23 protein-coding genes are annotated in these 22,200 nt (G+C 59.5%); 12 read left to right on the plus strand and 11 right to left on the minus strand.

Annotated features, from left to right (window positions below; all coding sequences use genetic code 11):
- Positions 1-347: 347 nt before the first annotated feature.
- Entirely contained in the window at positions 348-1,163 is an 816-nt protein-coding gene (locus tag BFN67_RS22840; RefSeq protein ID WP_080921751.1) for a YdcF family protein, read from the plus strand.
- 496 nt (positions 1,164-1,659) lie between these two features.
- On the opposite strand, the gene BFN67_RS22845 is transcribed toward BFN67_RS22840, so the two are convergent.
- Positions 1,660-2,118 (minus strand): hypothetical protein, encoded by a 459-nt coding sequence (locus tag BFN67_RS22845; protein ID WP_080921752.1) that lies wholly within the window; start codon positions 2,116-2,118, stop codon positions 1,660-1,662.
- A gap of 277 nt (positions 2,119-2,395) precedes the next feature.
- Between BFN67_RS22845 and BFN67_RS22850 the strand changes: the two genes are divergently transcribed.
- Complete coding sequence (locus tag BFN67_RS22850; protein WP_080921753.1) at positions 2,396-2,614, plus strand: hypothetical protein; 219 nt, start codon at positions 2,396-2,398, stop codon at positions 2,612-2,614.
- Between the two features lie 510 nt (positions 2,615-3,124).
- Here the strand turns inward: BFN67_RS22850 and BFN67_RS25010 are convergent.
- The 5 genes from BFN67_RS25010 to BFN67_RS22870 form a co-directional block, all read right to left on the minus strand.
- Positions 3,125-3,511 (minus strand): transposase, encoded by a 387-nt coding sequence (locus BFN67_RS25010; RefSeq protein WP_245295386.1) that lies wholly within the window; start codon positions 3,509-3,511, stop codon positions 3,125-3,127.
- Positions 3,512-3,574: 63 nt separating this feature from the next.
- The gene (locus BFN67_RS25015; RefSeq protein ID WP_245295380.1) at positions 3,575-3,898 is read right to left on the minus strand and encodes a transposase; all 324 of its coding nucleotides are present in this window, start codon (positions 3,896-3,898) and stop codon (positions 3,575-3,577) included.
- Between the two features lie 431 nt (positions 3,899-4,329).
- Positions 4,330-5,481 (minus strand): M20 aminoacylase family protein, encoded by a 1,152-nt coding sequence (locus BFN67_RS22860; protein ID WP_080921754.1) that lies wholly within the window; start codon positions 5,479-5,481, stop codon positions 4,330-4,332.
- A 72-nt stretch (positions 5,482-5,553) separates the two neighbouring features.
- A complete protein-coding gene (locus BFN67_RS22865; protein WP_080921755.1) occupies positions 5,554-7,011 on the minus strand; it encodes an MFS transporter in 1,458 nt (485 codons plus the stop codon).
- Between the two features lie 153 nt (positions 7,012-7,164).
- A complete protein-coding gene (locus tag BFN67_RS22870) occupies positions 7,165-8,205 on the minus strand; it encodes a type II glyceraldehyde-3-phosphate dehydrogenase (RefSeq protein WP_080921756.1) in 1,041 nt (346 codons plus the stop codon).
- A gap of 277 nt (positions 8,206-8,482) precedes the next feature.
- On the opposite strand from BFN67_RS22870, the gene cls reads away from it, so the two are divergent.
- From cls to BFN67_RS22890, 5 genes are all read left to right on the plus strand, one after another.
- Positions 8,483-9,907 (plus strand): cardiolipin synthase, encoded by a 1,425-nt coding sequence (gene cls / locus BFN67_RS22875; RefSeq protein ID WP_245295381.1) that lies wholly within the window; start codon positions 8,483-8,485, stop codon positions 9,905-9,907.
- A 63-nt stretch (positions 9,908-9,970) separates the two neighbouring features.
- Positions 9,971-10,135 (plus strand): hypothetical protein, encoded by a 165-nt coding sequence (locus BFN67_RS24435; RefSeq protein WP_158083557.1) that lies wholly within the window; start codon positions 9,971-9,973, stop codon positions 10,133-10,135.
- Positions 10,136-10,358: 223 nt separating this feature from the next.
- On the plus strand, positions 10,359-11,015 hold the full coding sequence (locus BFN67_RS22880) for an ABC transporter ATP-binding protein (protein WP_080921757.1): 657 nt from the start codon (positions 10,359-10,361) through the stop codon (positions 11,013-11,015).
- Entirely contained in the window at positions 11,012-13,411 is a 2,400-nt protein-coding gene (locus BFN67_RS22885; RefSeq protein WP_080921758.1) for an ABC transporter permease, read from the plus strand. The genes BFN67_RS22880 and BFN67_RS22885 overlap by 4 nt, the downstream gene beginning before the upstream one ends.
- Positions 13,401-14,465 carry a lipocalin-like domain-containing protein gene (locus tag BFN67_RS22890; protein WP_080921759.1) on the plus strand — a complete coding sequence of 355 codons (1,065 nt, stop codon included), beginning with the start codon at positions 13,401-13,403 and terminating at the stop codon, positions 14,463-14,465. The genes BFN67_RS22885 and BFN67_RS22890 overlap by 11 nt, the downstream gene beginning before the upstream one ends.
- Positions 14,466-14,536: 71 nt before the next feature.
- On the opposite strand, the gene BFN67_RS22895 is transcribed toward BFN67_RS22890, so the two are convergent.
- Both BFN67_RS22895 and BFN67_RS22900 read right to left on the minus strand, forming a co-directional pair.
- The gene (locus tag BFN67_RS22895; protein ID WP_080921760.1) at positions 14,537-15,316 is read right to left on the minus strand and encodes an acetoin reductase; all 780 of its coding nucleotides are present in this window, start codon (positions 15,314-15,316) and stop codon (positions 14,537-14,539) included.
- Between the two features lie 474 nt (positions 15,317-15,790).
- Positions 15,791-16,339 carry a cytochrome b gene (locus tag BFN67_RS22900; protein WP_080921761.1) on the minus strand — a complete coding sequence of 183 codons (549 nt, stop codon included), beginning with the start codon at positions 16,337-16,339 and terminating at the stop codon, positions 15,791-15,793.
- 448 nt (positions 16,340-16,787) lie between these two features.
- Here BFN67_RS22900 and BFN67_RS22905 point away from each other — a divergent pair, with 448 nt between their 5' ends.
- The 5 genes from BFN67_RS22905 to BFN67_RS24240 all read left to right on the plus strand — a co-directional run bounded on the left by BFN67_RS22905 (position 16,788) and on the right by BFN67_RS24240 (position 20,737).
- Positions 16,788-17,267, plus strand: a complete 480-nt coding sequence (locus tag BFN67_RS22905; RefSeq protein ID WP_139789306.1) for a disulfide bond formation protein B — start codon at positions 16,788-16,790, stop codon at positions 17,265-17,267.
- 182 nt (positions 17,268-17,449) lie between these two features.
- Positions 17,450-17,848 (plus strand): hypothetical protein, encoded by a 399-nt coding sequence (locus BFN67_RS22910; protein ID WP_080921762.1) that lies wholly within the window; start codon positions 17,450-17,452, stop codon positions 17,846-17,848.
- 348 nt (positions 17,849-18,196) lie between these two features.
- Entirely contained in the window at positions 18,197-18,619 is a 423-nt protein-coding gene (locus tag BFN67_RS22915) for a hypothetical protein (protein ID WP_139789302.1), read from the plus strand.
- Positions 18,620-19,014: 395 nt separating this feature from the next.
- Positions 19,015-19,746 carry a ferric reductase-like transmembrane domain-containing protein gene (locus tag BFN67_RS22920; protein WP_204842260.1) on the plus strand — a complete coding sequence of 244 codons (732 nt, stop codon included), beginning with the start codon at positions 19,015-19,017 and terminating at the stop codon, positions 19,744-19,746.
- Positions 19,747-20,428: 682 nt separating this feature from the next.
- Positions 20,429-20,737, plus strand: a complete 309-nt coding sequence (locus BFN67_RS24240) for a hypothetical protein (protein WP_139789303.1) — start codon at positions 20,429-20,431, stop codon at positions 20,735-20,737.
- Positions 20,738-20,811: 74 nt separating this feature from the next.
- Here BFN67_RS24240 and BFN67_RS22940 read toward each other — a convergent pair whose 3' ends face one another.
- The 3 genes from BFN67_RS22940 to BFN67_RS22955 form a co-directional block, all read right to left on the minus strand.
- Entirely contained in the window at positions 20,812-21,063 is a 252-nt protein-coding gene (locus BFN67_RS22940) for a DUF1344 domain-containing protein (protein WP_245295382.1), read from the minus strand.
- Positions 21,064-21,142: 79 nt separating this feature from the next.
- Positions 21,143-21,592, minus strand: coding sequence for an acetyltransferase domain-containing protein (locus BFN67_RS22945; protein WP_080921768.1), 450 nt, complete (start codon positions 21,590-21,592; stop codon positions 21,143-21,145).
- Between the two features lie 142 nt (positions 21,593-21,734).
- Positions 21,735-22,200 (minus strand): ATP-binding protein (locus tag BFN67_RS22955; protein ID WP_139789142.1); only part of this gene is annotated, 466 nt, incomplete at its 5' end.

Genomic DNA, 22,200 nt, shown 5'->3' on the forward strand with positions numbered 1-22,200 from the left:
TCTCCTGTTCGCCATAACGGCGCGGCGCTTCATTCCGACCTACCTGCAGAACAAGGATCTCGATCGGTTCTGCGGGTTCATTTCGCCAACCGCTAGCTATCCTGTTATCTCGACGGTAAGGATCGTCACATATAGGAGGGCGTGAGCGATCCGCCTGCGAGCTGGACGCATCGCGGCAGCTGCCGGGCAGGAAGCCTGATGCAGACGCGTCAACAAGGCCGAAAGACTATCATTATGACATTGACCGTCAGCCAATGCAGCAGGCAGGCGCCCCTAAGCCCCAGCGCTGATCCGGGACGTTCCCGGCTACCTTCAAAGGCTTCCATACATCCAGATGCGGAGGTTTGATGTTCTTCTTCATCTCGAAACTGACAGGGTTTTTCCTGATTCCCTCCAACCTTTTGGTGCTGCTTGGCCTGATTGGCATCCTGGTTTCTCTCACTAGTTGGTCGCAGTGGGGACGAAGATGCATGACAGCTTCGATCTTGCTGTTGGCCATCTGCGGCTGGAGCCCTCTTGGATCGGCCGCCTTGATCGCGCTCGAGGACCGCTTCCCCGAGCCTACCATAAATAGACCCGTTACTGGAATCATCCTTCTTGGCGGCGCTGTCGACACCCACATCAGCAGCGAGCGTGGCATCCTTACGATGAATGAGGCGGGAGAACGGATGACGGCGACCGTCGATCTGAGCCGTCGCTATCCAGACGCGAGGATTTTCCTTTCGGGAGGAACAAATCACATCCTTGGTGGGAATGCCAAGATGTCGGAATCCCAGGTAGCGCATGAAATCCTCGTGTCGCTTGGCGTGCCTACCCAACGCATCGAGATGGAGGAGCGATCGCGAAACACCTGCGAGAACGGCATTGAAAGCAAAACCGCCCTTCAACCGAAGCCCGGCGAGCTTTGGTTGCTTGTGACGTCGGCCAGCCACATGCCCAGAGCGGTCGGGTGTTTCCGAGCCGCCAGATTCGACGTAACCCCGTATCCGGTCGACTATCGCACGCGCGGGACGGACGACCTCAAGCAGATTACCAAATCGGTTACAGGTGGCCTCGCAGCGATCGATCTCGCCGTTCATGAATGGCTCGGATTGTTGGCTTACTGGGCGGCCGGCTTGACGACCGACGTGATCCCGTCAGCGCTTTATTCCAACCCTCACTGATCTGGACTCATGAGATTTCCAAAAACGGGGAGACTTGCGATGAGCTTAGCGGTTTCTTTGCGGCCGGATTTCGAGGAGACGCTGCGTCTTTTGGCGCGACGGACGCCAATCAAGCACGGCGTCTACTAGACTGGAATCGATCATGACGGGGGTTCGCGCGCAGATTCAGCCCGACTTGGCAGTGACCATGTCTTCGCCGAGCAGAAGAACCTAATGGGGCTGGTCATCCGAACCATTGGCGTTGCACGCGCCACGACGAAGATCGGCATGGCAAACATCCTCTACAACATGAAGCGCTTGATCTATTGGACTGCATGGCAGCCGCCTCTACATGTGGCCTAAAAGGCCTGTGACTGCACCGCGGAAGCCAAGAAATCGCCGCCGGATGAAGTGTTCTGCGCCTCGTAATGGCCGGCAGGCCTCAGTCAGGACGTTAATCGATGCTTTCAGCTTACTTTTCGGCCGCATTCGTGCAACACGAGACTATTATTTCTGGTTACAAAACGTTCAAGGCAGTTGCAGGAAGTTGATCGCGGAAGGGCAACGACGACTGAGGAGACGATACGGCCTGGTAGTTGCGCCATCGGATAGAGACAGCGACCATTGTGACGAGCGCTCCGCCAACTGCCAAATACAGTCGCATGGGTTCCAGATAGATCAGCAACGAGTTTGCACCAAACACGAAGAGCAGTAGCTTGTTACAGACCGGGCAAGCGATGCCAATATAACTGGCTATCCCGCCAACGCTCGCTAGCTTCAGGCCACATGAGGGAACCGGGATGGCCACGTAGACGCCAAGCAAAAGCGCCTGTAGGGCGAGTAACACGACTTCGAAGCCGCCTGTCGGTGTCATCCGGATAAAAAGCGGATTGGCCCATAGGGCTGCCACCGTCCCAAACATTATGAACGAGCCAATCGCGACGAAAGCTCCTCTCGCATACGCGCCAATCGCCATCCCGATCTCCCTTTTTTGGTGTCTAGGCAGGTGCTGCTAGCTCGATCACCTAAAGCCGATCGTCCGCACGTGGTAGAAAATTAAGCAAGAAATCGCCTAATATAAGGCCGAGTCGCACGTAAGCACCTGAAGGCCGTCGTATCCTTTGGGGTTTCTCATTTACAGCGGCCTTGCTCGGGGCAGCAACTGTTCGTGGCACTAGAAGGGCCGCCGTCGGGGTATCGACTGAAAGCGCTCGGACCCCCAGTCTGCAATCCTTGCCATCCTCGGAAACGGATTGGCCGACCGCTCCTTTTTCGGTACGATCGGCAGAAATAGTAGAACGCGCGCCATTATACTGCCGGTCACAGGAACCGCGTTCCAGCCTGAGGCTGTGAGCTCGCTTGTTTCCGGCAAACCGTTTCGCATCGCGCGAGGCACGACGAAGATCAGCTTGGCCAATATCCTCTACAATATGAAGTGCCTGATCTATCTGGATCGCATTGCAGCCACATGAAAACTGTGGTCGAAAAGTCCAATGCCGCTGCGGAAAGCGAAGACTTGCCGCCCGATAATCACGCTCGACGCCGATCACGCTTCAATCAGCACGTTGATCGAAGCGTGCAGGTAGGTGATCCCGGTTTTGTCCTCCAGCGTTATAAGCATAGCGCCCTTACCACTTCCTGGTCGATGGCGTACCAGTGCAAGGTCGACGATCTCAGCACAAGCCATTATACGCTAGCGTACCAGTTAGGCGCGGACGTTCCAATCGCCACGACGTAAGCCCCGATGAATGCGTCCGACACGCCCATGATCCGGGCAAGTTCGATCGCCCCGTCACTCGCAGCGCCATAGCCGCAATACTCTCCGCGCCGATGCACCTAGGAGACCTGTGCGCGGTCAGCGTTTTGCGTGATATTGTTTTGATCGTTTCGACCTTCCCGGGTCAGGGCAGGAAGATATCAGCCCCAACGTCGTTGGCTGTGGCTTGTGACGCTCTCGCATGAGTGTCAGTGATTCTTACCGGCTATGCGACCATGGCGATGATCTTCACACCGCGTTTCATATTGTAGGCGATGGCGGTGAGGCGAATTTGAACGCCTGCCTTTGCAAGCCCTCGCCATCGCATCCGGCGAAGGCCATAGCTTCGTTTCCATGTGCCAAAGATCTTTCCGATCCGGCCGCGAATACGGTGGATCGGTTGGTTCCAGGCCTCAAGGCGCGCCAATGTTTCGGCTTCGTCCCGTCCCCACATGCCGGTGGCGACGATGCGTGGCGTTCCACCCTTGGCGCGCACCGCGTCGCCGAAATGATTGCCGCGATAGGCGCTGTCAGCAAACACCTCACCGGGATTGTCGGGTAGAGCTTCGGGGCCGGCCTTACCGTCGTTGATGTTGGCGGGCGTGACAGCGATCTGCTCGACAAGAGCCGTGTCGGCGTCGGCGCCAACATGGGCTTTGAAGCCATGAACTGCTGGTCAGCCCTTGTGCTTGACCCAATGGCCTTCTTCATCATCCTCGCTGGCCGAGGCGATGATCGTCGCATCGACAAGCGTCCCGGTCTTCACCCGGATCGCCTTGGCTTTGAGCTGACGGGTGATCTCATCGAACAGGGTCTTGTCCAGACCGTGGACCACAAGAGCTCTGCGGAAACGCACGAAAGCCGTTCGCTCAGGTGTCGGCTCGGAAGCCGAAAACCCGCAGAACCGTCGGAACGATCCTCTATCGTCCAGCGCCTCAGCAAGCTTCACGTCGGACAAGTCGTACCAGATCGACAGCAGCATCGCCTTGAGCAAGGCCATTAGCGGCCAGGCAGGCTCGCCTTTCGCAGAGCAGGAAATTACACAAAGGGCCTGATCAATCGGCGCGCCCAGTCAATCAGTCTGGCAAGCTCATCCAAAGACGAATGCTGGCAGCGATCCCGGCAAAACCGAACTTTTCCTGACCAATGCGCCGACGTCCCATCGCAGCCCTCAAATCCAGTGTTCAGGTTGACGGAATCACAGATTAACACGCCAGTCCAGACACCCGCGCACAGGTCTCCTAGAGCGGTTATCGTTTTAACGGAATCGGCAGTACCGCTCTAACTCTTTGTTTTTCCGCATTATCGCGGGCGCCAAATGTTTCCATTTGAGTGCGAAATGCTCTAGAGTTCGATGCCGGACTTGCCCATCCTCAGGGGTGCCGGTAATGAACAGCGTGGGCGCTGACGCCTGCCTGAGTGTGGCGCGTCTCAGCGAAGATGGCCTTCCGTCAGCGCCACCCAATAAGCGGCACCGATGGGCAGGATGTCCTGATTGAAGACAAACTCGGGATGGTGGACCATCTTGGTGTCGCCATTGCCGAGAAAGCAGTAGGTTCCCTTCTGCTTTTGCAGCATGAAAGCGAAATCCTCCGAGCCGAGATAGGTCGGACCGGGAAACACGACCTGATCCTCGCCGAAGGCATTGCGGGCGATCTCGGCTGCTTTTTCGGTTTCGGCGGCATCATTGACCAACACCGCCCCCGCCACACCCTCGCGAATCTCCGAGGTGCATCCGAAAGCTTCGGCCTGCGTCGCAACCAGCCGGCGAACATTGTGCAGCACCATCACGCGGTCTTCGGGCGTGGTCGTGCGGATCGACAGCCGCAGGATCGCGCTGTGAGCGATCACATTGCCGGCATTGCCGGCCAGGAACGCGCCCACGGTGACGACTGCTCGATTTGCCGGGCTGACATTGCGGGCGACGATGGTCTGCAATGCCATGACCAGAGACGAGCCTGCGACAACAGGGTCGATCGACAGTTCCGGCATGGCGCCGTGTCCGCCCTTGCCGGTGATCTCCACCTCCCAATTATCGACTGCGGCCATGACCTCGCCGGGCGTGAAGTAAAGCTTGCCGAGCTCCAGCCCCGGCATGTTGTGCATGCCGAACACCGCGTCCACCGGAAAGCGTTCGAACAGCCCGTCCTCGATCATCGCCGGGCCGCCCTGCATGGTCTCCTCGCCCGGCTGGAAGATCAGGCGGACTGTGCCGTTGAAGTTCTTCTTCTCGGCGAGGTACTTCGCGGCCCCCAGCAGCATCGTGGTATGGCCGTCATGGCCGCAAAGATGGGCGACGCCCGCAACGCTCGACTTGTAGGGCAGCGCGTTGACCTCCTCGATCGGCAGGGCGTCGAAATCGGCGCGCAACCCGATGGCGTTGTCGCCGTCGCCTACCGTCAGCGAGGCAACGATGCCATATTTGCCGACACCGGTCTCGACCTCATAACCAAAGCCCCTGACGAGGCCAGCGATGTATTCGGCGGTCTTTTCCTCCTGCATCGACAGTTCGGGCGTACGGTGCATATGCTCGAACCATTCCTTCATGCTGGCCTGATCGAGTTCATTGACAAGAGCGTTCATGGAGATGTCCCTTCGTTCGCATCGGGCATACGACGCCCTGTAGGGTGGTTCACCGAGGGTTTGTGGTTATTGCTAATCGCGAGGCTTTCCCTTGGGCACGGTGATCATGATCGAGACGATTGCGGCCACGACCATCAGCAGATTGATGCCGAGCGCGAACAAGGCGGCTTCGCGAACGGCCAAATTGTCCTGCCGGCCGACATAGGAAAAGACACCCTCGATCCAAGCCACCGAGCTATTGTCCCCCGAAAGCGCGGTGAACACGGCGGCCGAGATGGCCACGCCGAAGGACGCGCCGAGTGACGAGGCCATCTTGTAGATGCCGGAGCCGGAGCCCGCCTGGTCCGATGGCAGGTTCGACAGCGCGGCGTCCGTCGATGGCGTGGCGTAAAAGGCCAGGCCCAGGCCGAACAGCGTATAGGCCAGAATGGCGAGAATTTGGTACGTGCCGAGCATCAGATGGGTCGGCATCAGCAACAGGATCGAAACCCCGACGATCAACGAACCCCAGATCATTGGCTTGCGCGGCCCGAAGCGTTGCAGCAGCTTTTCGCCCACCCGGATGAACGCGACGATGGCAATGGCATAACCCAGCGTCAGCAGTCCCGTCTGCTGGGCATCCATGTTGCCGCCGACCTGCAACAATGTCATCGAAACAATCAGCATGCCGGCCACGCCATTCAGCAGGAAGTTCGAGATCGTGGCGCCGGTGTAGGTCATATTGCGGAACAGCCCGAAATTGACGAATGCATTCGCATTGCCACTCTCGATACGAAAGAAGATCACACCGAAGACAATGGCAACCGCTAGCAAAGTCAGCGACGGCAAGCTGACCCAGCCGAAGGACGCGCCCTGTGTGGCGAAGATCTGCAAGGCGACCATCGCGATCATGAAGGTTACGACGCCGCCCAGATCGAATTTGTAGCCGGCCTTGGTCTCCGCGCGGCTCTCGGGCGTTCCGCGAACCATCAGCAAGCCGATGACCGAGATGGCGGCGCCTGCGAAGAAGATCGATCGCCAACCCAGGTTCTGCGCCATCAGGCCGCCGAACAGGGCGGCGAAGCCCGACCCGCCCCACGAGCCCATCGACCACAAGGACACGGCGCGTTGCCGGCCTGCCCCGTCCCAATACTCCTTCACCAGCGCCAGGGAGGCCGGCATGATGAACGCCCCGGAAAAACCCTGGCAGATGCGGCCGAGCATCAGGAAGGTAGACCCCATCGCGCCCGTCGGCGCCAGCGCGACCAGCAGCGAGCCAACGATCGAGAACATGAAACCCCATTGGACAATCTTGACCCGGCCGATGCGGTCGGCCAGCCCGCCCATGACGACGATGAAAATGCCGGAAAACAGCGCCGTGATGGAGACCGCGATGTTCATCAGCGATTGCTGGACACCGAGATCCTGGGCCATCAGCGGCGAAATGTTCAGCGTCGTCTGGGCAAATAGCCAGAAGGCCAGCACACCCAGGATGATGCCGAAAAGGAGCCGGTCATTTCCCTGGTAAGCAACGGTGGTTTTGGTGTTCATGGGTCGATCCTAAGCTGAAATTGATGGTCGTGGGTGCACGGACAATCATTCGATCCAGAATGCAAAGATCGTTTCAGAAGCAGTCGCCTTGATCTGGCGAAACGGTCGTCCCTCCAGAGCACGCGCAGCCGATGCCGCGCGCCGCGACGTTAATTAGCTCAAAAACGTTCCAACTCCGAGAGACGCATTCGTCCGCGAAATCGAGCTTTGGGCATCGTTGGAAAGACCTGTAATCGCTCGGATGGCATCTATGGTGTCAGGGATGACGATCGCCTGGTTGTCGACCATATAGGCGTAGAACAGCTCCCCGTTTTCAACCTTCAGCATGTCTTCCCACAAAGCAACTTCGTACAGGTTGTCGTGCGGTCGACCAAGATCGGCCATGAGCTCCTTCACGGTGTTGAGTGCGGTGATTCCATCAGAAGTGCGGACAAAAGCGATGCGGGACGAGGCCCTGAAAGCATCAAGCACTTCCTCTTTGGTTGCGTTTCGGGTCAAATCCACCGTCCAGTAATGCAGATGTGCCAGCGTTTGGGGTACCTTTACTGCCATGGTCACAACATCAAGATCGGGATCAACGCTCTGCGCGTCAGGCCCCTGATGGCTGGGGATGTGAGGTTCGGGGATCAGTGTGTTCATGATTCCCCCTTCATGGCTCTCCCAAGGGTCGGTCGCGCGTCTTAGCAGGGTTCCTCGGGCGCGCTTCAGGAGACCCGCGCGCTTGAGCGCGCCGAGCGTCCTGACTATGGAAGTAGTGTTGCAGGATACCACCCGTGTCGCCATGCGGCCGATGGCGCTTTCGAAAGAAGACTCTGCGACGAACGAATGACCCGTCGCATCGTGCTTTTCCCCGCCTTGGACGATGAACTTAATTGAGCGAGTTCGGTAGGTCTCGATGTTTTGGGCGGCAACACGCTTCGGGGTGCAGTCGACCACAATATCCGATTGCGCCAAAAGCTCGTCGAGCGTTCCTACGACAGGAAGACCGGCCTCGCCCATCGCAATTGTGTGCTCCGGGGTCGCGCCATAGAGCGCGAACCCCTTCGACTCAAGAAGTCGGAGACGCCAGTCCGTCGCGACGTCGGCAACACCGGCAACAACCATGTCGTCTTGGCAGAAAACTGCATCAGCCACGCGCTTTCCGATCACGCCGTACCCGTTAATTGCTACGCGGACAGGGGTGTTCTGGTTCATGGTTTTCTGGCTCCGTTCAAGCAGAATATCGATTTATCGTGGCGAGTCTCCATGCTCTTGCCAGCGGCATCCTTGATCGAAGTTAAGGACACAGTGAGAACTTATGCTGACGTCACCGCATCGCTCCTTCCCGTATATTGCTGGCAACGAGTGAACCGAATTGGCCAACGCCCTTGTCGGGCATACGGCGAGAGGGTTGTTGTGACCGGGAATGCCGAGGTTTTAATCAGTCCGCCGATAGGTGCGTAAGCAGTGTAGGATAGGGGTAACACTGATCGTGATTGAGGTCTGGGTGGTCGGATACGTTGCAGTTGAGTGGTCAATCCGCTTAGCGATGGTCGTGATTGTGCCTATGCGACGCTCTCCGGAGGCGGCACGAAGTTGGCTTATCCTGGTGTTTTTGCTGCCGATCCCCGCGCTCCTCATCTACCTCATCATAGGACGACCAACCTACCCGCGCTGGCGCCGCGAGCGTTTTCTCAAATTGCCGACTGTTTTTGCAGCGGCGTCCAAGGAAATTTCTCATTCTCGTTACTGTCGCCGTCCCGATCTGCCGAGCCACCTTTCTGGCCCCGCCTTGTTGGTGGAAAAGCTTGGGCAGTTCCCGACGGTAGGAGGAAATAACTTCGAGCTTATCTCCGAGTACGACGACGTCATCAATCGCATGATCGATGATATTGATGCGGCGCAAAGAACGGTCCACCTCCTGTATTATATTTTCGCCGATGACGAGACCGGCTTGCGTGTTGTTGACGCACTCGAGCGAGCCGCACAGCGCGGGGTCCAGTGCCGGCTTCTGATTGACGCCATCGGGTCACGGCAGTGGGCCCAGAACATCGCGAAGTTGCTCGCTCCTGCTGGTGTAGAGGTTCGCCTGGCACTACGCGTTGGACTCTTTCGCCGAAAGTCCGCCCGTGCTGACCTTCGCAACCACCGCAAAATCGCTGTGATCGACAGTCGCGTTGGTTACTTGGGTTCCCAGAACATCATCAACGCCGAATTTCGAGAGGGCGTTGTTAACAAAGAGCTCGTGGCCCGCGTCGTCGGTCCAGTCACCACCGAAATTCAAGCTGTCTTTATCGCCGACTGGTTCATGGAAACAAATGAGGAATTGGCCAACCCAGTCCTATTCCCTCACAACCCGCCCGGCGGTGGCGTGGTCGCGCAGATACTTCCCACAGGCCCGGACTATCCGGGCGCGGGTCTTGGAGATCTCATCGTCTCGCTCGTGCACGGGGCGCGCGAGCGTGTGATCATTACCACCCCTTATTTTGTACCGGATGAGTCCCTTCTACAAGCACTCAAAACGGCAGTATTGCGGGGCGTGCAGGTGGGCCTGGTCGTGTCGCAGGTGACGGATCATATCCTTGTGAAGCTTGCGCAAAGATCATTCTATTCAGAACTCCTCTTCTCAGGTATCCAGGTACATCTATACGAAAAAAGCTTCCTCCACGCTAAACATATCACATTCGACGACGAAATTGCATTTCTAGGTTCCAGCAATATCGATATCCGTTCCCTTGTGCTCAACGCAGAAGTGAGCCTCATCGCTTTTGACAAAAGCGTCGTGAAGCAACTCTGGCAAGAGCAGGATCGCTATTTTGTCTCGAGCCGAGCGCTGAGTCTCAGAGATTGGGATAAACGCCCACTAATACACAAGGTTGCTGAAAACCTGGCCCGCTTGGCTAGCCCGCTGCTTTGAGCCGAACAACATAGCAGCATTAACCAGACGGGCGGAGTCACAGGAGCCAACTGGTAATTTGCTATGGCTACCCAGCGCCATTGCGATGCGATCGGTTCGAAGATGCCCGGTGCATCCATCCCGATCGGCGTCCTCAAGGCGCGAGACGCGCTTCAGCTGCTCCTGACAGAAGTCGAGCAGGAGGAAACGCCGCTGCGCGACTACATGATGTGCGTCGGATATCGTTGACCCGAATTACCACCTTGCGAACTTCTCAAAACGTCCTGCATTGCCGTACCAATCTGCGCCGGCGGCATATCCGCGAGGGCGGCAATTAGCCTCCTGCCGCAACGACTCCGATTTCATCGGCATGCCACCTTTTGCAGCTTCCCCAGCTTCGGAACAGACTTGGCCTGGATCGATCGTCATCACACAGCTTTCCACTTTCGGTCGTAGACGATAGCTGTAATGCATGTTGCTTTCGATCGAAGATCTGCAGAAATCCTATCCTGGCCCCGAAGGCCCGGTGCCTGTGCTGCGCGGCGTGACGCTTTCGCTCGATGCCGGCGAGACATTGGCGCTGACCGGCGAATCCGGCTCTGGAAAAAGCACTCTGCTGCACCTGGTCGCAGGGCTGGACGCTGCCGATGGCGGGCGCGTCCTGCTCGACGGGCAGGAGATCACCGCGCTCGATGACCGCGGCCGCGCGAAACTCAGGCGAAACGCGGTGGGCATCATCTTCCAGCAGTTCAACCTCATCCCCTCTCTGGACGTCGCCGCCAACATCGCCTTCCAGGCGCGCCTGAACGGCACGGCGGAGCCGCGGGAGCTTTCACGGCTGGCCTCCGCGCTCGGACTGGAGGCGCAGTTGCGGAAGTATCCGGAGCAATTGTCCGGCGGCCAACAGCAGCGCGTGGCGATCGCCCGCGCGCTCGCGGCACGACCGAAGCTGATCCTTGCCGACGAGCCGACCGGCAACCTCGATGAGGCGACAGCGGACGAGGTGCTGGAGCAATTCCTGGCACTCGTGACCGGAACGGGGGCTGCGCTGTTGATGGTCACGCATTCGCCACGCCTTGCAGCGCGGCTTGGGCGCCGGGCGCATCTCAGCCAAGGTCGCCTCGCATGACCGGCGCGGTCCTGTCGGCGCTGGCTTCGCACTGGCGGCGCAACCGGCTTCAATTGCTGACACTGGTGCTCGGCCTCGCGCTGGCGACAGCCCTGTGGTCGGGTGTGCAGGCGATCAACGCCGAGGCACGCGCGAGCTACGATGCGGCTGCCGCCACGCTGGCCGAAGGCCAGTTCGACCAGCTGGTGCCGCGCGAAGGGGATTCCATGGCGCAGGAGGTTTTCGTGACGCTGCGCCGCGCCGGCTGGCTGGTCAGCCCGGTGGTTGAGGGAAGGCTGCGTGTCGGCGGAACTGCGGTGAGGCTGGTCGGAGTCGATCCCCTGACCGCGCCGGCCGGTTCGACCGCGAGCGCGGCGCTGGCCCGCACCGATCTCGCCGGTTTTCTGCGCGCACCTACGCTGGTCGCCGGCCCGGAGACGGCAGCGCTACTCGCGGCGAACTTGCCCAACCCGGTGCTGCGCGACCAGACGGTTGCGCCCGGCACCGTGCTCGCCGACATCGGCGTCGCCCAGGAGCTGCTTGGCCGTGCCGGGCGCATCAGCCGTCTGATCGTCTTGACCGACCAGCCTCTGCGGCAACGGCCACTGGCCGAGATCGCGCCCGACCTCATGCTCCGGCATGCGGACGGGGCCAGTGATGTCGGCCGGCTTACCGATAGCTTCCACCTCAACCTTACGGCCTTCGGCTTCCTCAGCTTCGCGGTCGGCATCTTCATCGTTCATGGCGCGATCGGGCTTGCCTTCGAGCAGCGGCGCGGCATGGTCCGCACCCTGCGTGCGCTCGGTGTCCCCCTCCGACGCCTGATCGTCCTGATGGTGCTGGAGCTTGTCGTACTGGCGACGCTTGCCGGCGCGCTCGGCATCGTTCTCGGCTACTTGATCGCAACGCTGTTGATGCCGGACGTAGCCGCGACGATACAGGGCCTTTATGGCGCCGACGTTGCAGGCACGCTGCACATCCGCCCGGCATGGTGGCTTTCGGGAATGGCCATGTCGCTCGGCGGCGCACTGTTTGCCTCCGCGAGCGCGATGTGGCGGCTGGCGCGAATGCCGGTCCTGGCAAGCGCCGGCGGTCGCGCCTGGGCGCTGGCCTCGGGACGGACGCGCAAGCTGCAAGCCGCGGCCACTGTCGTGCTGCTCGTGGCGGCGGGGGTGCTGGCTATCGTCGGCGGCGGGCTGATTGCCGGCTTCGCACTGCTTTCCTGCCTGCTGCTCGGCGCGGCGCTTGCGCTGCCGTCTTGCCTGGCGGCGATCCTGCGTTTTGGTGAAGGACGGGCCGTCCGCGTTATGGTGCAGTGGTTTTGGGCCGACACACGCCAGCAACTGCCCAGCCTCGGGCTTGCGCTGATGGCGCTGCTTCTTGCCATGGCCGCCAATGTCGGCGTTTCCACCATGGTGTCGAGCTTCCGCCTGACTTTTACCGGCTTCCTGGACCAGCGCTTGTCGGCCGAACTGTATGTCAATGCGAACGGGGTCGCTGACCCGGCGGCTCTGATGCGGTTCCTCGAGACGCGCGCCGACGCTGTGCTGCCGACTATGTCGGTCGATGCGACGCTTGCCGGCCTGCCGGCGGAGATTTTCGGGGCGCGCATCGGCTACACCTACCGCGAGAACTGGCGTTTCCTCGATGCGGTCCCCGCCGTATGGGACGAGGTCGAAGAGGGCAAGGCGGTTGTCATCAATGAACAGCTCTCGCGCCGCGCCGACCTGCGGGTTGGCGCCATGCTCGCGCTGGGACCCGGACTATCGCTACCGGTCGCGGGCGTTGTCGGCGACTACGGAAACCCGATTGGCCAAGCCATCATCGGCGAAGCGCTGTTTCGGCAGGCCTTCCCCGATATCAAGCCTGTCCGTTATGGCGTGCGTACTTCCGACCCGGGGGGCTTACGCGAGGCGCTGCTCGAGGAACTCGGTCTGCCGCCCTCGAGCATCGTCGACCAGTCGGCGCTCAAGGCGTTCTCGTTATCGGTGTTCGAGCGCACCTTCTCGGTGACCGGAGCGCTGAACGTGCTGACGCTCGCGGTCGCCGCCTTCGCGATCCTGATGAGCCTGCTCACGCTGGCGGCGATGCGACTGCCGCAGATGGCGCCTGTCTGGGCGATGGGGACCACTCAGCGCCGGCTCGCCGGGCTGGAGATCCTGCGCACCGTGCTGCTCGCCGGGATCACCACGCTCATGGCCTTGCCACTGGGTCTGGCGCTCGCCTGGGTGCTGCTTGCCATCGTCAATGTCGAGGCATTCGGCTGGCGCCTGCCGATGTATCTGTTTCCTGCCGAATACATCCGCTTGATGCTCTTCGCGCTCGCCGCCGCGCTGCTCGCCGGATTATGGCCGGCTTGGCGGCTCGCGCGCATGGAGCCGGCCGCACTGCTCAGGATATTCGCCAATGAACGCTAGAGCCTGGAATTGCGCCGCAGCGCTCACCGTCCTGTTGTTTGGCTTCGGCAATGCCTTTGCCCAGGGCTTTGCCGGGCTGGGCACCGACGCCGAAGGCTTTTCCGTTCCGGAAGCGGGCAAGCAGTTCCAGTTCCCGCGCGATCATGGCCCCCATCCGGATTACCGGATCGAGTGGTGGTACCTGACCGCGAACCTTACCGGGCCCGATGGCGCGGACTACGGCCTTCAATGGACGCTGTTCCGTTCGGCGCTCGCGCCGGCCGAGGCCGAGGGATGGGAAAGCCCGCAGCTATGGTTTGGCCATGCCGCCGTCACCAGCGCCTTGACCCACCGGGCCACGGAGCGTTTCGCGCGCGGCGGCACAGGCCAGGCGGGCGTCACGGCCGAGCCCTTCGCCGCTTGGATCGACGACTGGCAAATGGTGGGCGACAGTCTCGACCGTCTTCGGCTGACCGCGACCGGCACGGACTTCGCCTACGACATCGAGATGCAGGCCCAGGGCCCGCTTGTTCTCCACGGCAACCACGGCTATTCGGTGAAATCGGCGAAGGGACAGGCGAGTTATTACTATTCACAACCCTTCTTCGCAGTCGAAGGTACGCTCACGCTGCCCGAGGGCGAGGTACCGGTGCGCGGCACCGCGTGGCTCGATCGCGAATGGTCTTCGCAGCCTCTGGCGCAGGACCAAGCCGGCTGGGACTGGTTCTCGCTCTCCTTCGATGCCGGCGAGAAGCTGATGGGTTTCAGCCTGCGCGACACCGCTGGCGGCAGCTTCACCTCGGCCACCTGGATCGAGGCGGACGGCAGCGCGACGCCTTATGGCGATGGCAATCTTGTCGCCACTCCGCTGGAAACGAGCCGGGTGGACGGCCGCGACGTCCCGACACGCTGGCGGCTCACCTTGCCCGACCGTGCGCTCGACATCACCGTCGGCGCGCTCAACACTCAAGCCTGGATGAACCTCAGCATCCCCTATTGGGAAGGTCCGGTGCGGGTGATCGGCACTCACCCCGGCAAGGGTTATCTCGAGATGACGGGCTACGAACCACGATGACCGTCGAACGACGCAATTCTCCAGGATTGTCGCTCACGGCGTTGATTCACAATGAGCGACATTGTTGGGCACTAACGATAGACGAGACCGCCGTCGATCAGTGGGGCCTGTCCCGTCATGTAGTCCGAATCCGGGCCTGCCAGGAACGAGACGAACGCGGCGACATCCTCCGGAGTCTGGGCCCGGCCCAAGGCGATACCTTCCACATACTTCTTGTAGGTCGATCCCACTTCTGCACCTGTGATCTCAGCAAAGCGCTTGTCGATCTCGACCCACATGTCGGTACCGACGATGCCGGGACAGTATGCGTTGACGGTAATCCCGTCGCTGGCGAATTCCTTGGCTGCGGCCTGCGTCAGGCCCCTGACGGCAAACTTTGTCGCCGAGTAGACGCCCAACAGCTCGAATCCATCGTGCCCCGCGATTGAAGACGCGTTGATGATCTTCCCCTTCTGCTTTCGCTCCTTGAACTTCTTGGCCGCGGCCTGGATTCCCCACAGGACCCCTTCGACGTTGACCTTGAGGATCTTTTCAACTTCCTCGGGCGTCACGTCCGCCAGCGGCTGAACCTGAGCGATGCCCGCGTTGTTCACGATCACGTCGAAGCCGCCGAGTTCCTTCTCCGCGTGATTGACTGCGGCGTAAACCTGATCCCGCTTGGTAACGTCGGCTTTGAACGTCGTCGCCTTCCGGCCGATCTTCCTTACTTCATCCGCAACGGCGTTCGTCGTCTCGTCCTTGACATCCACAAGGGCGATGTCGGCCCCGTCTCTGGCCAGTCTCAAGGCGATCGCGCGCCCGATTCCCTGGCCCGCGCCTGTTACGAGGACGATTTTCCCATCTATAGACATGATTAGCTCCTTGCCTGTTGAATTTTCATAACGTCCACCCTGTATCTTGTGGCGCTCGGGATCGGTTCTGAGCAGTAAATGTATGTACGAACGCAGATGCAGCAAGCCGTATCGAAGAAACTGCGCGCATTCGCGCACCCTTGGACCAGAACAGGAGTGAAACGATGGAGGCGCTGACACGTGATGCACAAACACGGCTCCGAAGCGCGGCGCATTCATTTTTGCGGGACCGCAACGAAGATACCGACAACCTTCCACCAGTCATCTATTACAAAGACGAATAGACCTATCGCGTTGCGCTCAGGGCGATAGGAGATAAGAGCTGTTCCTGAATGCCCAGGCGATTCCCTTCTAGGCGGCACCTACTTTGGCGGAATTTATTATTGGGGTCGGCTGGAACCTGATTCGGCAATGAGGACATCGCTGCGGTGGGCGCAGCTAGGGAATGTCGCCGGCAGCCAAGGGACCGGACTGTCAGCCTGTAGATCTGTCGGATCGGCTGGAGAATGGAAGCATTCGTCCGACAACATCGTCGCGGCGGATCAGAAGATGCCACAGTGCTGCCGCCATATGAAGGAGGACCAGAACCAAAAGGAGCCGCGTTAGCGCGACATGAATAGGGCCATAGTAGAGAAAATCGAGGTATCGCGCCGCGACACCGGTAATTGGCAGCGCCAGAAGGACTCCGTAGAGCAGGACGTGGTTTGCCGTTGCAGCTATCCGCAGTAACCGCGCCCCGTCAGTAGAGTCCGACGATGCGCCGCCAATGATTCTGAGCAGGATACGCAGCGCCACTATGCAGAAAACAGCCAGCCCCCCGAAAGTGTGGACCTCGTGAAGAAGCAGATCCAAGGGGTCCGGTTCGACGCCTTGATGATGAGCTGTGTGAGAGCGTTCGATCGCACTCGAGGTTGTCAGCTGGACGGTAAGAATGGCAACGACCAGCCAATGCAGGGCCTTCTGGAGGGAAGTGTATTGCCCGGGAACGGGTCTGATCCAGCGCGGGAGCGTAGGTACGTTCATTCTTCCCTCGTGTTTCGTCGAGAAACGGCACTTTCCTAGGAACTATGACCCGGTAGCAGTTACCCATTTCTTTCGACCTTGAGCAGTCAGGTGCCTAATCAGGGTTGGAGGTGAATAAAGCAGGGCGCCAGCTTGACCTTCCAACGTTGGAAGGTCTCATAATTCGCGGCCTAGGTGTTTTGCAGATTGTCGACGATGCTCTGGTGATTTTTGTCGGATCAGGTGGCGAACCGCATTGGACGGGTATGCGGCGCGGTTGTCGAGGCCGACGTCCATACACCTCGATGGGATCATCGGCTCGTCAGGGTGGCCACGTCGGGATGCCCCTATGACGACGATCGTCCTTGGCTGCTCAGAGAATTAACTGCAAGGAATGGAGAACGGCATGACTGCATCAGTTCGAGAGGCAGGCCCAACTTTGGCGGAACGTTTGAACGACACCTATGCAATGAGCGCGCTTGCCGTGGCGCTGGGAATGGGAGTTGCGGTCGGAACGGCGATCGGCTTTGAGAAGATCGGCGGCTACATCCCTTGCATGCTGTGTCTTCAGCAGCGCATCCCCTACTATGTGGGGATACCTATCATGGTGGTGACGCTGGTCCTCGCGCTGTTTCGGTTTCCTGCGGTCCTCACGCGCGGTCTTCTCGTCGCCGGTGGTGTCCTCATGCTATACAGCCTTTACCTGGGCTCGTTTCATGCAGGAGTCGAATGGGGCTGGTGGACCGGGCCGCACGATTGCGGCGTCGTTGTCGCACCCGACACAGGAGATGGCGTCAGCGGCATTCTCGACGCGATCAATACAATTATACCGCCCTCGTGCGACACGGCGGCCCTTCGCGTTCTTGGGTTATCGTTTGCGGGATGGAACGCCGTGACGAGCATGCTGCTTGCGGCGGTCGCGTTTCGGGGCGCTTTTGCCCGCGGTTGAACCGAGCAAATCGGATTCTTGGATCGGCAATATGCATAGGTACCGCGTCGCTCAGCGGTCGGAAGTATGGATGACAGTATGCCAGATTGGTGGCTTATCCCGAAAGACCACATTTTGACCATCGTCTTGATTTTCAACTATCGTGCGCGTTGCGGAGAGCAGCAGTCGGGGATTTGCTGACGATGATCGGCATGAGCGCGAATTTGCAGAGCAGTGCGAAGTGGACAAGGCTTCGGTTGGCGTCCGTACTGCTTGGGCTTGCTCTTCCTCTCGCTTTGGCAGTCGCAATCACGGCCTTCTTCTTCCATGCGTCCGACCAGGCTGTCGGCATCCAGGGTGGTGGTCCTAGCGAGATCCAGGCGATAGCGGACGACGACCGCACGCATTGCATCGAGTCACACAAGGTCTCCGACAGCTCTTGCATCGTGGGCCTGGGGTGTGTGGCCTGCACAGTGCTGCCTCAGGACGCGGCCGTAGTGGCGATCCAAGCGTCGACTGCCGTCCGTCCGTTCTCGCCATCGGTTCAGGCCCAGATGCGGATCTATCCGGTCCACCAGCCGCCGGAATTCGTTTCCACCTGAGGCGTTCGCGCCCGCATTGCTTGTTCGATCGTGGCCACCAGCAAATCTGGTGGCCGTGAGTTTCGGCGCGCAGCGGCACTAGCTTTCGGCCTTCCAGCGAGTTCCCCGTTCCCGAACCGGCGATTGACACTCGGCTGCCGGGAGCGCCCTTCCCCAACTTTGAAAGCCACAAATTCACATGGTTGCAGCCATCAGCAACTTACACGTACACGGAACCAGCATTGAAGCGACAACAGAGGTGCGAGGTCTTTTTCCACAAGCGGTAACCAACGTTGCGATTAGCCATCGCGGAAACAAACGCCCTGAGGATTGCGTATGTCCGTCCGGTACACACGCGGCGCTGACACGATGAGCAGGACAGCGCGCATCCGCTTGCTGGCGGCGACTGCTTTCGTGGCATTCCTCGTCCTCGTCGGTCTGCTTCTGAGCATTCCATTCCTCGTGAGCGATCCTGTTGTCGTGGTCAGGCCGGGCTCAGCGCCTGCACTCTTGAGCGGTGAAGGCTTTCCCGTCGCCGCCGCACAGATCCAAGTGGGGGCCAGGGGTGAGTTCATGCTCTATCTGACATTCGAGCAAGCCACGGACGATGCACTACGAGTGGCAGTTCGCATGCCCGGCCACGGCATGGCTACGCCTTCGCTCGAGGTTCGGGCAATTGGCGGTAGTCGGTTCCAAGCCGTGGGACAGCTCACAATGCCCGGTCGCTGGGAAATCGAAGTGGAATTTGGCGAACTCGGGCAATCCTTCGATTTCATTCTCGCCGAGTTCTGAGGGGCATACGATGCCGAAGCCCACGCATGAACGACGCGCCGCCTTCGCGATGACGAGAGGCAGTTTATCGATCGGCTTGCACAAGTTGCCACGGCTTCGAACTCGAAGGTCAACCAAACCGGCGCCAACCCGGATCGGACGGGAAGATGCCTGCTCCGCCTCACGATGCCTCCGAACACACCTGGCATCACTTGGACGAGGTGCTGTTCAACCTCACCAAGTTCGGTCTCCAGGCCTACGTCTCGGAAAGCTACTAATCCGATATGTCGCTTTCGAGGACATCCTGAGCGACCCCGAGATTTGGGCCGTCATCCTGTACATCAAAAGCACCGTGTCCGAAGAGATACGACGCAGCCAGGCAAGCCGCAACAATCAAACCTGACAAGGAATTCCTAATGATGTTCGAGAGCCGTATTCTGCGCACCGCGGGACGACGCCATATCCTTACATTAGTGCTTGCTGTCCTGCTGGTATGTCTGTTCGGCGTTGTACATGGGCAATGGAGCGACATGCACAGATGGAACAAGGCCGCCGCCGATGCCTCGTTCCTGCTATTGACCGCGACCATGGTGATCGGCCCTGCAGCACGGCTTTGGCCCCGCTTGCGCCGTCTGGTTCCTGTGCGTCGGGAATTCGGCATATACGCCATCGTCCTCGCGCTTGTTCATACGCTGATCATCTTTGATGGCTGGATCGAATGGAACTTTGCCCGACTGTTCGGGTTCGAGTTCCATCCTGGACTTGGCCACTATGTCATGCTCCAGAATGGCTTCGGGCTGGCGAATGCGATTGGACTGCTTGCGCTGGCCTACGGTATGGTCTTGGCGCTGACATCAACCGACCGCGCAGTCCGGATACTGGGTGGCCCGACCTGGAAGTTCATTCAGGGTGCAGCCTATGTGTTGTGGGCGCTGGTGGTCGTACATACCGCCTACTTTCTGTACATGCACTTTCTCGACTTTCACCGGGCGACGCCTGAGCCCAATCCGCTTCAGGGGTGGTTCGTCAGTCTGGTTGTCCTCGTTCTCGGGCTTCGCATCGGCGCCTCAGTTCTCACGTGGCGTAAGAAGCGCAATCGGTCTGGGCGTGAAGGAGACGCGCAGGCCGATCCTGCGATCGGGGCTTAATCGGGCTAGGCGCTAGCCGGCAGCACTCTAGTGCGCGCTATGACGCTGCGGCGAGCAGCGACGTAGCGACCTGTGACACCGCCGCAAGCGCGATTCGGGCCAAGCTAGGGTGTGATCAAGAGTACGGATTTCCCTGTGCAGTCAGGTCTGCAAGGACGAAACCACAGTCCTGTAATGGGCCTTCTTCCTCCCATCTTTCCCTGAATAAACAGGTCATGATGGTCGCAGCGACCAGCGGCGATCGACAGCAACGTCTCTTGCCCTACCGGACGCGAGTCCTCAGGAGGTGATGAGGAATTTCTTACTCAACCCGATGTCAACTATGCGTGTGCCCTTGCGGCAGAACCGGAGCAAGAGCAGTCTTTCGTGATGGCGTCCTGGTTGGCTCGTTCGGTGTTGGTTTTGTTCGCGGTCTTGGTTGTCGCCGCGGTCATTCTCCGTTTCTCCATCGCTTTGCCGGCGATGGAGTTGGGCGACTCTGACGTTCAGGTAGCCGAATTGGCATTCGAAAGATGCTGCTCGATAGAACCAGCCGAGTGGCAAGTTCGATCTTATGACAGGGGAGGCTTGCATCAATGCCGTCAATTCACGCTGCTGCCGGAAGTTCCGGAAGACAGAATTCGTATCCCGGTGGAGCCGAGGGGAAGCCTCAGGTGATTGTGACGTCGTTCTCGAAAGAAAAATGATGATGAACGAAAATTTCCTCAACTGCGGTATTTTTGATTGGCTGAGTATCGCGATGATATCCGGAACGGGCTTTCTGGCGATGCTCGTTTTGCTTTCCTTGTTGATGGCCTTGGGTCGCTACATTCTGGAAGGTCCAGCAGATCGATTTGTACATGGTGGTCGATCCCTCGACTCCAATGGGCAATATCCGCGCGATGTTGTCCGAAATCACGGTGACGAGACAGGAGTTCGCTCCGCTATTCCAATTCGGGACGCACCACGGTGTTCCGGCACTGCATTCGAAGTGCCTAATCCCCACGGCTGAGTTGACGCAGATAGCATTTATGCGTCGACGTGTTTGCTGTCTCTGAAACGACGGCGTTGGCGAGGCTCAAACCGCTAGTCATCCAGAAACACCATGTCGGTGATACGATTCTCGCCACCGGCCTCTTCATAGGCTACGATGACCGCCATACCCACCGAGAGGCCGTCCAAGTTGATCTCTCCGGGCAGTTTGTAGGTTCTTCCGTCGCTGAGGGTCATGGTGAGTGCCTCCAAGTCTATCTGGCGGATCGTACCTTCGGCTGTATCTGCCGATACTGGTATCGACATCACCATGAGCAAGCCAAGCGCGTGAAAAAAAGATCTCACTGATAATCTCCTTTACGTTTCTGTTTGTTGATAATTGGCAAGTTTGATTTTTTATTCTGCTGCAAGGTCCCGTCGTCGTTCACGGACCGGATAGTGATGGCCAGACATGCGCGAACAGCCAGATGGCGCCGATCAACACAGGCTGGTGGAGCAGGTAGAACGGCAGACCATGACGTCCGACGAAGCGCACAGGCCGCGACCATGAGCCCGGCGAATACGCGGAAAGGCGTATGAGAACGTCGCGACGATCGGCGATGCGCGCCGCTGAAATGCCCAGCAGAACGACGCCAAACCACGGGAACAGCGGGACGTAGTCGAAGCTGATCGGAGCGACTGGCGAAAGACCTATCCACCACCACGCCGGATAGCCGAAGAACTCTTGACGGAAGTACCGAGGAGCTAGGATCACGAAGAGAGCCGTGCAAATGGTTACCACGGCCGGTGCGCGCAGGAATGCGAGGCCCGCCACGCTGGCGAAGGCGATCTGGTGCAATATGCCGAAGAAGATAAAGCCCTGCGGGACCGCGATCCACGTGTGTCAACGGCGGAGCAAAATCAGGCCATTGGGCGGCGCAAAAGTAGGCCACTTCGCGCCGCAAGTGGGGAACGTCGGGAGGGCGTAGCCCGACCAGAGTTTCCCGCTTGCGGCGTCGGCGATTTTTGTGAGGGTTTCAGCCAGCCTTTCGGGCGCGGCTTTGAGCGAGACGGTAGCTATCGCCGTTCATCTCGAGAATGTTGACGTGGTGGGTGATGCGGTCGAGCAGAGCGCCGGTCAGGCGTTCCGACCCCAGCGTTTCCGTCCATTCGTCAAAAGGAAGATTGCTGGTGATCAGGGTCGCACCGCGCTCGTAGCGTTGCGAGATCAGCTCGAACAGCAATTCTGCCCCGGTCTTGGAGAGCGGCACGAAGCCGAGCTCATCGATGATGAGGAGCTTGTAGCCAGCCGTCTGCTTCTGGAAGCGTAGCAGACGCCGTTCGTCGCGGGCCTCCATCATCTCGCTGACCAGGGCGGCAGCGGTAATGAAGCCGACGGGAAGGCCCTTCTGACACGCCGCCAGGCCGAGGCCGAGCGCGACATGGGTCTTGCCCGTGCCGCTGGGACCGAGCGCGATGACGTTCTCGCGGCGCTCGATCCAT

The sequence above is a fragment of the Manganibacter manganicus genome (assembly GCF_002075885.1).
Classification (GTDB): domain Bacteria; phylum Pseudomonadota; class Alphaproteobacteria; order Rhizobiales; family Rhizobiaceae; genus Mesorhizobium; species Mesorhizobium manganicum.